Raw genomic sequence first — 13,759 nt, forward strand, 5'->3', positions numbered from 1 at the left:
AATTCGATAGTTTCAAAAAGGCTAACCAATTCATTGAAAACTTCAACGCGCTCAATAGCTCAAGTTAACTCAGCAGTTGAAGTTAATTTTATAACTCAACTTTATTAAATAGTCTAGATTAATCTGCCTCAAATTTATCAATCCAGATCGAAAAGACAATCTCAAATTTAATAAAGGATTCAACCTCAAACCTGCCAAAAATACCAAAATTTTGCTATTATCTTTACGGGGAACATTTAAAATGGCTGAACAATCTGCACACGAAAAGTACGAATTTAAAAAGAAGCTTGAAAGCCTGAGGGACAAAAAAGGAAGAAGCACTGAATTAATTTCTCTTTATATCCCTGCTGACAAGCAGATTTTTGATGTTACAAACCAGTTGAAAGACGAACACGGACAGGCGGCAAATATTAAGTCCAAACTTACCAGGACTAATGTACAGGGAGCCATTGAATCTCTTCTTTCAAGGCTTAGATATCTTAACAAGGTTCCTGAAAACGGGATCGTTTATTTCACAGGAGCCGTGGATATCGGGGCTAACAAGACAAACATGGAGAGCGAAGTAATTATCCCCCCGGAACCCATTACTGTCTATAAATATCATTGCGACTCCTCTTTCTTTCTTGAACCCTTAGAGGAAATGCTCAAGGATAAAGGCACCTTTGGGCTTCTGGTGCTTGACCGAAGAGAAGCTACAGTAGGGCTTCTTGTCGGAAAAAGGATTCAGGCTTTCCGCAATCTTACCTCAACAGTTCCGGGAAAACAGAGGAAAGGTGGTCAGAGTTCTCATCGTTTCCAGCAGCTCAGGTTAATTGCTATCCATGATTTCTATAAGAGGATAGGAGACGCCGCAGATGATATTTTCCTCGCCGTTGAGCCTAAAGATCTCAAAGGTATCCTGATAGGAGGTCCTTCTCCTACAAAGGAAGAGTTCTACGCCGGGGAATTTCTGCACCACGAACTTATGAGAAAGATCCTTGGGCTCTTTGATACGGCTTACACTGACGAATCAGGGCTCTCGGAACTTGTGAATGCTGCCGCAGATAAGCTCCAGGATCTTGAGCTCATGGGACAGAAGAACGCTGTCAGGGCCTTCTTCAAAGAACTTATTTCCGACTCAGGCAAAGTAGCCTATGGGGAAACTCAGGTACGGGCAAACCTTGAAATCAATTCTGTGGAAATGCTCCTGCTTTCCGAAGATCTGCGGGCTGAAAGGGTAACCACGAAGTGCAGTGTTTGCGGATATGAAAATAAGTGGACACGGCGCTGGAAACCCGGAGAATCTGCACCTACAGCCGGGAACTGCCCGAACTGTGGAGCTTCCCTTGAAGTTACGGATGTTACCGACATCGTTGACGAGCTCTCAGCCCTTGCTGACAAAAGCAATGCAAAAGTTATTTTCGTGTCTACAGACTTTGACGAAGGCTCGCAACTTATGAATGCTTTCGGAGGCATTGCTGCAATTCTCAGGTACAGTACTGGAGTCTGATTTCACTCTGACTCCTATCAAATACTTCCCATCAATATTTTTCGTCCAATAATTTTTACCCAATACTTTTTTAATTAAACCGTCCTTAGATCACTGGATCAAAATTAGTAAATTAAAGCTATTGAATTAAAATCCGTAAATCAAATTTAGTGAATTAAAACTGTTAAATTAAGTTTAGCGAATAAAATTTAGTAAAGTGGGATTAGTGAACCAAAATTAAACTCAGGAAATTAAACTCAGCAAAGTAAACTCAGTAAATTAAACTTAGTAAACTCAAGGCTATCACATTGTTTTCGTAGTTTTTACAGGTGATTTATCTTGTTCCTGGAACTAAAAGCTCAGGCTACATCAATCTTAAAAGACGCTATCCAAAAGGCCGGACTTGAAATTGAAGATTCCGAACTTTATTTCGAAACCTCATCTTACGCTGACCTCGCAAGCAGGGCCGCTTTCAGACTGGCAAGTCTGTACAGGCAAAACCCGAAAGAATTAGCAGCCCGTATTGTTTCTGCAGTTGAAATTCCGGATGGTTCGTACATAGGAGAAGTAAGTGCTGCTGGCCCTTACATTAACTTCCATGCTAGCAGGCGCTATCTGGACATAACGGTTACTACAGTCCTTAAAGAGAAGGAGAAATTTGGCTGTGGAGCTCCAAAGGATAAAATTTTACTTGAGCACACCTCAGCAAACCCGAATGGTCCCCTGCATGTAGGCCACATCCGAAACTCCATTATCGGAGACACTCTTGCCCGCATTCTCAGAAGAGCAGGATATGACGTGGAAGTACAGTATTATGTCAACGATATGGGCCGCCAGATTGCAGTAGTTTCCTGGGCGTGCGAACGTTTTGAGCTTGACCTTTCCAGAAAATCCGACTCTGCCATTGCTGATGTGTATATCAAAGCCAATGTCGAGCTGGATAAAAACCCGGAGTATGTAAAGGAAATCGACGCTCTGATGGAAAAGGTAGAAATAGGGGATGTCAAGACAATCGACAGTTTTTACAAGGCAGTTTCTCTGGCGGTTTCCGGGATCAAGGAGACCTTACTTCGTTTAAATGTTGTCCATGATAAATTTGTCAGTGAATCAACTTTCCTTAAATCCGGCGCAGTACATGATATTGTCGAGCGGATCAAAGCAACCGGAAGGACAAAAATAGACAAAGGTGCCCTCGTAGTAGACCTTTCGGACTACGGGTTTAAAAAAACCCTTGTTATCCAGCGTTCAAACGGCACTTCTCTTTACACAACCAGAGATCTTGCTTACCATGAATGGAAAGCCGGCCAGGCAGACCGCATAATCGATGTCTTCGGAGCTGACCACAAGCTGATTTCAGGCCAGCTAAGGGCTACGCTGAACTCAATCGGGATCAAGGAACCTGAGGTTGTTATCTTCGAGTTTGTCTCCCTCCCTGAAGGTTCAATGAGTACCCGCCGTGGGCAGTTCATAAGTGCAGATGATCTATTTGACAGAGTTACGGAAGCTGCCCTTGAACAGGTCGAAACCCGCCGTCCTGAAACCTCTGAAGAGTTCAAGAAGCAGGTTGCGGAAATGGTCGGAATTGGTGCTGTAAGATACGATATAGTAAGAGTCTCCCCTGAAAAGTCTACGGTTTTCAACTGGAAAGAGGCACTGGACTTTGAGAAGCAGGGTGCCCCTTATATCCAATACTCCCATGCCCGCGCCTGCAGTATTCTCGAGAAAGCAAAAGAAGAAGCAGCCTGGGACCCCTCGGCAGAAATAGATTCTTCTCTGCTTGTTGAAGATACTGAAATCGATCTTATCAAGAAGATGGCGTCATTTGACAGCATAATCGACCTTGCAGCCCGCGAACTCAAGCCTCATGTGCTTGCAATCTACGCCCGCGAACTGGCAGATGCTTTTAACCAGTTCTACCGCTTTGTCCCTGTAATTGCTGCCGAGGACGAAAAAGTCAGGGCTTCAAGACTGGCTCTTGTGAACTGCGCAAGGATTGTGCTTGCAAACTCGCTTGACACGCTTGGAATTGCAGCTCCCGAATCTATGTAAATATTTTTCTTGTTCCCCTTTTTCTTTCTTTATCTTTCTTTTTCTTTTTTTTCGTTTTCCCCTCTTGTTCCTTTTTTCTCCTCGATCTGTCCTTTTTCCCCTCTTTTTCCCCTCTTTTTCCCCTCTTTTTTTCTATTTTCTCCTCGATCTTTCCTTTCTTTTTTTCTTCAGTCTTACTTTTTGTTTTGCTATTTATGTGGATGTACGAGTTTAATACTTCCTGGGCACCTTCTAGAGACACTGGCTATTGAAAATCAGTTCTCCAATCCTGTACAGAAGGCCTTGAGAAAAATATAAAATCTTTTGCAGCAAAAAGGATAATTTACAAGTACTGCTGCAGGATATTATGACAACGATAAACGAAGCTTTTCGGATGTTCTTGAATGAACAGGAAGGCAACTTGAAACCTGATACCTTCCTGGACCTTGAAGATGTGATCCTTCTTTACGAGGAATTCCTTGAATTCAGTGCAGAAGATTCTTTTTCTGAAGAAGACAGGGAACTTTATAATGCCCGACACGAAAACGAGAACAGGAGTTACTGCGACATTTTCGGCCCTGAGCATCTCACCCCATCAGGAATTAAAGAATTCCTCGATGATTATGTAGTTGAGGTAGGAGGAGGCAAGAAGTTTATAGGTACAGCCGCGAAAGTCATTGAAAAATTCTTTGAATGGGCTCAGGAAAAAGGTTACATTGACGAGAAGGCTTTAGAAGTAAACAGCGAAGTTCTCAGGAAATATAAGAAAAGGTACTGATGTTGCGTAACTAGCAAAATGTCGAAAAAACCAATCGCAATTATTCAGAATCGTTAAATCCTTGGGGGTTGACGAGACAGTAAACAATGTGTTGAAGAAACTTTTTCTGAAATAGAGGCCTGAAAAACCTGTTTTCAGGTAGTCCTTTTCCTTTTTTGCTTATTTTGTAAATCCCGTTAATTCTGCTGATTCCATTTATTTCGTTTATTTATCAAACATTTTGAAGTTATTTATCCTTGGAAGGAGAGTAGGCCGGAAACTCTCAAAAGCAGGGCAAAATCTTGAAAAATTGGAAAAACAATTCTCTTATAGAACTGCCATGAAAACGATAGATGAAGCTTTTCGGGAATTTTTAAAAGAGCAAAAAAGAGAGTTGAGTCCCAGGACACATCGGGACTATGAAAATTTAATCTCTCTTTTTGAGGAATATCTCGATGTTTGTGCTTCTGATGACCTTTATGAAGAGGATCAGGCACTCTATGAAGAGAAGCATAAGAACGAGCATAAAGAATACTGCCAGATTTTTGACCTTGAGTATATTGTGCCTTTAGATATTGAATATTTCCTTGAGGATTATCTAATTAATGATTTTGGAGGGAGCGCGGCTTTCGTTGAAACTTCGCGGCGTTTTTTCCGTAAATTTCTGCCCTGGGCTTATGAAAAAGACTACCTTGATCCAGAGCATTATAGTGAACTTGCTGAGGTTGTAGGGAATATAAGAAAAAAAGGGAAAAAGACTGCTTCTCAAGTTCAGAAATTTGGCAGTTTGCTCTGCGATTATGTGGACGCACATCCGGCTGAGGAGAGTCCAGAGTGGAAAGAGGGAGATTTTGAGATCAGGAGAGTCGAACCCGGAAAGTTATGGGTAGAGGATTATCTGGACCCTTACATCGAAATCGGGCCTGTTAAGGTTTCGGAAGAAGTGAGTTCGCTGGCAAAGACAGGCTGGTACCTTAATTTCGGAATAGTAAAAGTCAGGGACTTCTGGCAGATAGTATATGTAGAGGGAGTTTCGTCCCGCTGCCCTTATTGAAATGCTCGACACTTTCTGGAATTATTGGATATCTCCGGGATTTTTAAAAGAAAAAGAATATCAAAGAACGGGAGGTAAGGTCGATAAAAAGAAAACAACAGTCAGTAGGTCAATTCATGAAATTCTGAGGGAATTTCTGGCTGAACAGGAAGCCCGCCTGAGCTCTAAAACCTATTCTGGATATGAAGAGGCAATTTCTTTTTTCAGGACATATCTCAATAACTTCGGGCATCAGCACTTGAATAGGGCTGAGACTGAAAGATATGAAAAACTTGAAGCTTCCGAAGACAAGCAGTTCTGGGACATTTTTGGCCCTGAACACCTTCGCTCTTCGGAAATCTCTGATTTTCTGGCCGATTTCATGGTCAGAAAGGTTGCAGGCAGCAGGACCCTTATGGAAACAACAGGCAGGGTCATGTATAAACTGGTCAAATGGCTGCATGAAAAAGGTTACATGCCTGATAAAGAATATGAAGAAGCGACTGAAAACGTAAAAGAACTCAAAACCGCCCTCCCGTTAGTTGGAGAAGTTACTGACCTGATCTGTGATTATGTAGAGCGACATCCGGTTGAAACCCGGTATACCAGTGACCTTGATGCATATTTCGATATCGTAAAAATCGAGCCTGGAAAGCTCTGGCTTGAAGACTACCTGGAATCAGGAAAACGCGTCGGGCCGGTTGTCGTTTCTGAGGAAATCAGTTCAAAGTGCAAAGTTGGCTGGACGGTGTCCCTCTGGGTTGCAAAAATAGGAAAGATCTGGAGGATTCTCGAAAGTGGGAATGTACTGCCCCGATGAGAAGAAAGTCCAGTTTTGTATTCTAACGGCCTATAAAGAGCCAATATGAGTTCTTCATACCAATTTTTAAGATCGATGATTTACTTTAGTTTAATTAAAAGATTGTAAATAGGAAATGCCATGAAAAGTACGAAAGAAAAGACTCTACAGAAAGTTTTTCAGGAATTTCTGGCTGAGCAGCAGAGCGTCCTGAAGCCTCAGACCTATTCAGGAAGTAAACTTGCGATCAACTATTTCGAGCGTTATCTCAATGGCTATGGATCTGAAAATCTGACAGAGACGGAACTGGAGAGATAAGAAGAGCTGTCTGAAGGCAAAGGAAAGGAATATTGTGAGATCTTTGGCCCCAGTCAGCTTGGACTCAAGGAAATGGAGTCTTTTCTCGGCCTTTTTATGGTTTTGAGAGTTGAAGCCAGTAAAAACTTTCTGGCTATTGTGGGAAGGGTTATGCACAAACTGGTTAAGTGGCTGCACGAGAAAGGATATCTGGCTGACGGTGATTACAAAATAATGGACAGGAGGGTAAAAGAACTCAAGGCCGACCTCCCGCTAGCGGTAGAAGTAAATGGCCTGATGTCTGAATATGCTGCAAAGTCTCCACATGGAAAATACACGGAAGAGCTGAAAAGCCGCTTCACCATCAAAAAAATCGAGCCCGGAAAATTGTGGCTTGAGGATTTAATGGGCCCAGGAAAACTTACAGGGCCTGCTCTCGTTTCCGAAGGAATCAGTTCCATGTGCAAGACCGGCTGGACTGTAGTGCTCTGGATAGGGTAGACAGGAAGTGTGTGGAAGGTAATTGATAGTACGGTTGTGTATCCTATTACTGAATACTGACTTTCTGATCCTTTTTTGCTTTTTCTTCTCTTTTTCACTCTTTTTTGCCTTTTCTTACTTCTTTCACTCTTTTTTGCTTTGTCTCACTTTTTTCACTTTATCTTGTTTTTTGCCTTTTTTCAGTCTTTCTTGCTCTTTTCAGTCTTATTTTTTCTGTTCTCCAGTCAAATACCTGTAAACACTATCAAATAGAGCTCTCTTAAATATATCACCAAAATCTCTATCATCATTGATTTTGGTGTAGAGATCAAAGTTTGAATCTATCATATCGTTCAGAACATCGTCAAAGTATTCGTTATAGATAAGTTTGAAGTTGTCCTTTGTGTTTATTTTCGGATTTGCAGCCCGCGCAAGGTTTTCGTTTTCTACAAGACGACGCTCCATATCTTCTGAAAAGTATCTTAGTTTGTCTGCGTCTGTAAAATCAATATCTCCAAATCTTTCATTTATTTCCTGAATAATTATGGAGAGGGGTGTGATTTCTTCTTCAGGTTCACTGAAGTTTTCGGGTTCCCGGCTAGGGCCGAGCTTTCCGTCCTCGTCCGCAAGAGCTATTTTTCCACTGCTGGTCTGCTGAATACGGTAAGAATCCATGTTTATGTTTTCAGTAATTTCCACAGGAAGGCGGTCTCTTGAAACTGGAAGTTTCCTGTGCAGGTGCCGCAAAAACTGGTAAAGTTTTTCCAAATCAACGTCTTTGAAGGGGATTACATGAGAAAGGTAGGAATAGAGCCTTACATATCTTTTAGCCAGCGTTCTGAAATCATGCTGTTTCTCTTTTGGTTTTGCGAGGTAGCGGTCAACAACCGGGGAAAGTATGGAATGAAGCTTTTCTTGCTTGCCTTTTGGTGAGAAATATTCCCTGGCAAAGGTTTCTACATCTTCTTCTTCAAAAATATGGTATTCTTTAAGCTCATATTCAAAATCATAGAGCTTATTGGGGTCAGTTGCTTCAGTGAGAAGGGTTTTTTCGTAGTAGGGCTGAAAACTCCGCTGAATAAGGTCTGCTTCATTTTCAAAGTCCAGGACCATTGTATCTTCTTTGTTTGTATATTTACGGTTCAAACGGCTTAAAGTCTGGACAGCATTTACGCCCCCGAGCCTTTTATCCACATACATTGCGTACAATAAAGGCTGGTTAAAGCCGGTCTGGAATTTATTGGCCACTATCAGGATGCGGTATTCTTCCCGCTTGAAAACTTCTGCGGTCTGGCTTTCCGAAAAACCGTTCATGCCTGTTTCCGTAAATTCTCTGCCGGTCTCCCTATCCTGAACCGTACCTGAAAAAGCTACAAGGGCTTTGAAAGGATATTCATGGGTTTTTATGTACCTGTCAAAAGCCAGTTTATATCTGACTGCGCTTGCCCTGGATTTTGTGACAAGCATTGCCTTTGCCTGCCCGTCAATTCTATTCATGACCTTTTCACGGAAGTCCTCGACAATGATGGCCGTTTTTGTCCTTATAGAGTGGTCATGGTTGTCCACATAAGCTTTGAGGAGGTGCATGCCTTTCTTTTTGCTGTACCTGGGGTCGTCTTCTATTGTTTTGAGCAGGTTGAAATAGACTTTAAAGGTAGTGTAATTTTCAAGCACGTCCAGGATGAATTTTTCCTCAATTGCCTGCTTCATGGTGTAGAGGCTAAAAGGCTCATAGCTCCCGTCAGGCTGCTGGGTGCCGAAGAGTTCAAGGGTTTTGGTTTTCGGGGTTGCAGTAAAGGCAAAGAAACTGACATTGGGAAGCCTGCCTTTGTGCTTTAGTTCTGCCTCCACTCTCTGGTTTACAAGGTCTTCGTCATCTTCCGGTTCTTCTTCCTGCTCATCATTTTCGAGATCAGCAGATCCCAGGATCTTTTTTACGCTGTCTGCCCCTTCCCCGCTCTGGGAAGAATGGGCTTCATCTACGACTACGGCAAAGTGCTTTCCCGGCATCTCACTGAGCGCATCTACGGCAAAGGGAAAAGTCTGAAGTGTGCAGATGATGATGTCCTTTCCTTCCTGAAGTGCGGCTGTTAGGCTTTTTGCTTTGTCTTTTTTGATGGTTGCAACTGTGCCCTTGACATGTTCGAACTGTGTGATGGTGTCCTGGAGCTGCCTGTCAAGCACTCTTCGGTCCGTAACAACGATAATTGAGTCAAAAACCCGCTTGTTTTCGGTATCATGCAGCCCACATAGCTGCAAACAGAGCCAGGCTATGGTATTGCTCTTCCCGCTTCCCGCGCTGTGCTGAATAAGGTAATTATGACCTGTACCGTGATATTTAGCATGTGCAACTAGCTTTTTTACGGAATATAGCTGGTGATAGCGCGGGAAAATGAATTTTTGGCTAATTTTCTTTTCTTTCCAGTCCGTTCCATCTTTTCCGTCCTTTCCGGCTTTTCCTTCCTTTTCTTCCTTTACGAACTGCAGGAAATTCTGGATTATCTCAAGCATCTGGTCTTTCTGCCAGACCCGCTTCCAGAGGTAAAAAGTCCTGTACCCGTTCGGATTGTCAGGATTCCCAGCTCCTCCGTTTCTTCCCCTGTTAAACGGCAGGAAATCCGTAGAACTCCCTTTCAGTTCCGTAGTCATGAAAACAAGGTCAGGGTCAACCGCAAAATGAGCAAAACAACGTCCCAGCTTAAAGAGAGGCTCGTTCTGGTTTCTGGTATCCCTGTACTGTTTTACTGCATCCTGAACGTTCTGCTCCTTCAGGGGATTTTTAAGTTCTGCTGTAACTACCGGAAACCCATTCAAAAAAAGCGCAAGATCTAGGGAAAGCAAAGGTTCCTTTTTACTGTAATGAAGCTGCCGCACTACAGAAAAGATATTCCCATTGTAAAGCCGCCTGTGTTCTTCATTAAGATCACTTTCCGGCTTGAAATAAGCGAGCTTGAAATGGCACCCACTGTCCTTAATCCCTTTCCGCAGAAGGTCAAGCACTCCGCGTCTATCAATCTGTTTCTGAAGCCTTTCCAGAAAAAGTTCCCTATGCCTCGGTCCTCTGCGTTTTTTAAATTCGTCCCATGTCTCAGGCTGTGTAGTCCTCAAAAAGTCAAAGAGCATTTCCGTGTCCAGGCAAAGTTCCCTGTCATAATTCTCAGATTTCCGCTTCAGATATCCGTCTTCAAGCAGGCTCCTTTCAATGCTCTCTTCAAAATCCTTTTCAGACGTATCGATTATGCAACTTCCTCCCGCACATCAATTTTTCCAGTGACAGCCGCAGAGATCAGAGCAGTGCGGTACTCTTTCAGTTTTTCTATCTGCGCGCTTATCTTATTTATAAATGTATCAATTTTTTCAGTTTCACAGTCGAGGAAGTTGGCAATTTCTTCTTGCTCTTTTGGAAATGGAACAGGTACTCTGATATCTCCAATCGTATCTGTATTTAGGTTAAGTTGGGTTCCAAGTTTACCTAACCCTTTATACATTTCGCTGCAAGAAAACAAATAGAAAAGGTATTCTGAATTTTGTTTCGATCCTTCAAAATATACAAAACCATCATGTATGCAGCATTTGATTTTTGTGATTATTGGTTTTCCTACTGAACCCGCAATACTTAAGAATAAACTTCCCGGTTCAAGGCAAATGCTCTTACTTTGGCCTAAAAGGGATAATTTTTGTTCTGTTACTCTCAAGTATTTATTACTAGCCGTGACATCTGAAATTCTAACCCATGAGTACTCTCCATCGTCATCAAAATAAATTGGGTTGTCAATGGGCCGAGGAGATGCTCCTCTTTTGACTTGGCACAGCCGTTTTATTTTTATTGCATTCCAGTTTTCAGGTATTTCTCCAATCCACTCGACTTCTGAATCTTTCATCTTCACATCAGGATCAAGCCCTTTTGTTACTGCATGGCTTATCAGGGCAGAGCGTTTTTCTTCTAAAAGTTCAATTAAACGTTGCTTTTTTTCGATTAAGGTATTGATTTTGGAGGTTTCGCGGTCGAGGAAGTTTACTATAGCTTGTTGTTCTATGGAAGAAGTAATCAAAATTGGCAATTTCCCAAGAACCGATGTATTAATGGCTGGATATCCTATGCCTTCAGAATGGGCCATTACTGCTTCTATAAAATTAGTTGATCTTACAGCATAGTACAGATATTTTGGATTATTGAACAGAGATGATCTTATTACAGCAAAACCCGTTGAAACGATGAGATTTGGATCTGGATTTGTAATTAGAAGAATTGCCTTTAAGTAAGTTCTCACAGTGGATATTATAATGTCGCCGTTTTTCACAATTTTCCTTGCTCTTGAAGGTGAATTACAGAACTTCATTTCTGTTGGTTCAGAAACTAAAGTTCCTAGTGAAACATTACCTATATCTATGTACTTCAAAATATAATCAGGATCAGTATTTTCGGGAAGAGCTTCAGGATTTAATTCAGAAGCAAATTTTAATGGTTTTACTTCCCATTCTTTTGGAATCTCCCCAATCCATTCCACCCCTGAATTCTTATACTCGGGATAGCGTTTCCACTCACGAATACCCAGCTTTACATCATATTTTTCCTGGCCGTTTTTCACTTCGATACTCTCATTGACTCCTCCCACAAGCGCACTCATTCCGCCACATCCCTTAATAGTTCTAGAATTTCATTTTCCAGCTTATTGATATCAGCTTCAATATCTTCAAGTGATCTTGGAGGCTCATATTTGTAGAAGTAGCGGTTGAAATTCAGATCATACCCGACTTTTCCGACCTTTCCGTCTTTTGGGTCGCGGGTGGTTTCATCAATCCAGGCATCCGGAACATGCGGCTTGACTTCTCTTTCAAAGTAAGCGTAAATATCCTCTTTCAGGGAAACATTTTCAGTGTCCCTAAGCTGGGAATCGGCTTCTTTATTACCTTTTTTATCTTTACAGGTCTCGGCGTTTTCGTCTCTTTCGGAAAGAGCTTCAAAGATCGCCTTTTTTACTGCTGCGGCAGGTGTCAGGCCTGCTTTTTTCAGGGCTGCGTTCAGAGCTTTTTCGAACTGGTCCCGGTCTGTGTAGAAAATGCTTGCATCCATGCCGGAAAGGGCATTTATGATCTCTTCCTGGGATTTTCTACCTTCAGCTTCCTCCCTGGCTTTTTCCTGAAGGTCTTTTTTCTTTTTGCTGACAGCAAGGTTCTGGAAAGCTGACTGTTCTTTTAAGCGGGCTATTCTTTCGGAAGAGGCCTGGAAGTTCAGGCGCGAGGGGCGTTCGACTGTAATTTTCCTGTAACCGAAGTCCTCATTATCGAAAATATTTACAAACTCGTTCTCTTTGAAATCGGTATGAAGCTTTGTGATCTCTTCGATCTGGGAAGGAGAGATCTCATTGCGCTTGTCGCCGAGGCTCTTTCGCATTTTTACGTAGAAATCGGCAGCATTTATAAGCTGGACTTTGCCTCTGCGCTGTTCATCCTTGCGGTTTGTGATAATCCAGATATAGGTGTTAATGCCTGTGTTGTAGAAAAGCTGGTTTGGAAGGGCCACAATAGCTTCGAGCCAGTCTTTTTCAATGATCCAGCGGCGGATCTCACTTTCACCTGAACCTGCATCGCCTGTAAAGAGGGGCGATCCATTCATGACGATAGCGATTCTTGAGCCGCCTTCTTCAAGGGGCTTCATCTTGGAAATCATGTGCTGGACAAAAAGAAGCTGGCCGTCGCTTTTTCTTGGAAGTCCGGCTCCGAAACGGCCTTCATAGCCTTTCTTTGCCTCTTTTTCAATGAAATCCTCCTCTTTTTTCCAGTCTTTGCCGTAGGGGGGATTTGAGAGGATATAATCAAAGGTTTCTACTGCATGGCCGTCTTTTGAAAAGGAAGAGTCAGGCTTAATATTGTCGGCGTCTTTGTCGTCGCCTTTAATCAGCATATCGGATTTGGAGATTGCAAAGGTCTTATCGTTTACTTCCTGGCCAAAGAGCTTGATATTTGCATTGGGGTTAATGTGGTCAAGAATATGCTCTTTTGCAATTGTCAGCATTCCACCTGTACCGCAGGCAGGATCGTAAACCGTTCTGACAATGTGGTTCTGGGCAAGCTTTTCCTGGTCCTGGCTTAACAGTAAGTTCACCATCAGCCGTATTACCTCTCTCGGGGTAAAGTGCTCGCCCGGGTTTTCATTCGTCTGCTCATTGAACTTACGGATCAGCTCTTCAAATATGTAGCCCATTTCATGGTTGCTGACAGCGTCGGGATGCAGGTCAACGTTTGCAAACTTCTGGATTAAAAGGAACAACAGGCCTTTTTCTTCCAGCGTGTCAATGGTTCCCCAGAGTTTGAACTTGTCTATAACCTCTCGCATGTTTTCCGAAAAACCATTAATATAGGCGCGGAGGTTCTGGCCAATGCTGGTTGGAGCTGCAAGGAGTTTTTCAAAATCATAAGGTGATGTATTGTAAAAACTGTAACCTGAAGCATGACGTAGTGCACCATCCTTGTTCTCAATTTTTCCTTCCAGTTTTTTGTCATACTCAAGGACTTTATCTTTTGTAGGCGCAAGTACGCAGTCAAGCCGCCTCAAAACCGTGAATGGAAGGATCACATCAGGGTATTCTCCCCTCTTGAAGTCGTCCCTTAAGACTTCATCTGCAACTGACCAGATAAAACTCGTTTTTTCCTGAAAATTATTCAAACTGGATCACCCTTTTTATTATTTTTCTTTATCTATAAACTGCTTTTTCATTTGGTCTGGTTTCTGGTGGTAGCACTTTCTTTTGTATTTCGTTTTTTTCTTTATCAAGGGAAATGCCGCTTGCAAGAAAGTGGAATAAATGATTAAAGGCGAAAAACGATTTAATACAATATTCTGGATACTTTGACTGCTATCAACTAGCATTATAGCTTTACTTTCATTTTAAACTT

At 42.3% G+C, this 13,759-nt stretch carries 11 protein-coding genes; 7 read left to right on the plus strand and 4 right to left on the minus strand.

Translation table 11 applies throughout. The features are described 5' to 3' along the window. The first annotated feature begins 241 nt into the window (after positions 1 to 241). A complete protein-coding gene (prf1, locus tag MSKOL_RS18165; RefSeq protein WP_048158011.1) occupies positions 242 to 1,489 on the plus strand; it encodes a peptide chain release factor aRF-1 in 1,248 nt (415 codons plus the stop codon). 318 nt (positions 1,490 to 1,807) lie between these two features. Beyond that, positions 1,808 to 3,517 (plus strand): arginine--tRNA ligase, encoded by a 1,710-nt coding sequence (gene argS / locus MSKOL_RS18170; RefSeq protein ID WP_048158012.1) that lies wholly within the window; start codon positions 1,808 to 1,810, stop codon positions 3,515 to 3,517. Here the strand turns inward: argS and MSKOL_RS18175 are convergent. Further along, on the minus strand, positions 3,510 to 3,758 hold the full coding sequence (locus MSKOL_RS18175) for a hypothetical protein (protein ID WP_052725607.1): 249 nt from the start codon (positions 3,756 to 3,758) through the stop codon (positions 3,510 to 3,512). The two genes, argS and MSKOL_RS18175, sit on opposite strands and share 8 nt — an antisense overlap. 105 nt (positions 3,759 to 3,863) lie before the next feature. Between MSKOL_RS18175 and MSKOL_RS18180 the strand changes: the two genes are divergently transcribed. From MSKOL_RS18180 to MSKOL_RS19630, 5 genes are all read left to right on the plus strand, one after another. Continuing rightward, positions 3,864 to 4,274, plus strand: a complete 411-nt coding sequence (locus MSKOL_RS18180) for a hypothetical protein (RefSeq protein WP_048158013.1) — start codon at positions 3,864 to 3,866, stop codon at positions 4,272 to 4,274. Between the two features lie 319 nt (positions 4,275 to 4,593). Next, the gene (locus MSKOL_RS18185; RefSeq protein ID WP_156151142.1) at positions 4,594 to 5,307 is read left to right on the plus strand and encodes a hypothetical protein; all 714 of its coding nucleotides are present in this window, start codon (positions 4,594 to 4,596) and stop codon (positions 5,305 to 5,307) included. Position 5,308: 1 nt separating this feature from the next. Then, positions 5,309 to 6,106, plus strand: coding sequence for a hypothetical protein (locus tag MSKOL_RS18190; RefSeq protein WP_231592313.1), 798 nt, complete (start codon positions 5,309 to 5,311; stop codon positions 6,104 to 6,106). 120 nt (positions 6,107 to 6,226) lie between these two features. Next, a complete protein-coding gene (locus tag MSKOL_RS20580) occupies positions 6,227 to 6,403 on the plus strand; it encodes a hypothetical protein (RefSeq protein WP_156151143.1) in 177 nt (58 codons plus the stop codon). A 72-nt stretch (positions 6,404 to 6,475) separates the two neighbouring features. Beyond that, positions 6,476 to 6,883 carry a hypothetical protein gene (locus tag MSKOL_RS19630; protein WP_082091194.1) on the plus strand — a complete coding sequence of 136 codons (408 nt, stop codon included), beginning with the start codon at positions 6,476 to 6,478 and terminating at the stop codon, positions 6,881 to 6,883. 204 nt (positions 6,884 to 7,087) lie between these two features. On the opposite strand, the gene MSKOL_RS18200 is transcribed toward MSKOL_RS19630, so the two are convergent. The 3 genes from MSKOL_RS18200 to MSKOL_RS18210 all read right to left on the minus strand — a co-directional run bounded on the left by MSKOL_RS18200 (position 7,088) and on the right by MSKOL_RS18210 (position 13,529). Then, on the minus strand, positions 7,088 to 9,985 hold the full coding sequence (locus MSKOL_RS18200) for a type I restriction endonuclease subunit R (RefSeq protein ID WP_082091195.1): 2,898 nt from the start codon (positions 9,983 to 9,985) through the stop codon (positions 7,088 to 7,090). 113 nt (positions 9,986 to 10,098) lie between these two features. Continuing rightward, positions 10,099 to 11,490 (minus strand): restriction endonuclease subunit S, encoded by a 1,392-nt coding sequence (locus tag MSKOL_RS18205; protein ID WP_082091196.1) that lies wholly within the window; start codon positions 11,488 to 11,490, stop codon positions 10,099 to 10,101. Continuing rightward, entirely contained in the window at positions 11,487 to 13,529 is a 2,043-nt protein-coding gene (locus tag MSKOL_RS18210) for a class I SAM-dependent DNA methyltransferase (RefSeq protein WP_048158016.1), read from the minus strand. The genes MSKOL_RS18205 and MSKOL_RS18210 overlap by 4 nt, the downstream gene beginning before the upstream one ends. Positions 13,530 to 13,759 lie beyond the last annotated feature (230 nt).

The sequence above is a fragment of the Methanosarcina sp. Kolksee genome, assembly GCF_000969945.1.
Lineage (GTDB): Archaea > Halobacteriota > Methanosarcinia > Methanosarcinales > Methanosarcinaceae > Methanosarcina > Methanosarcina vacuolata.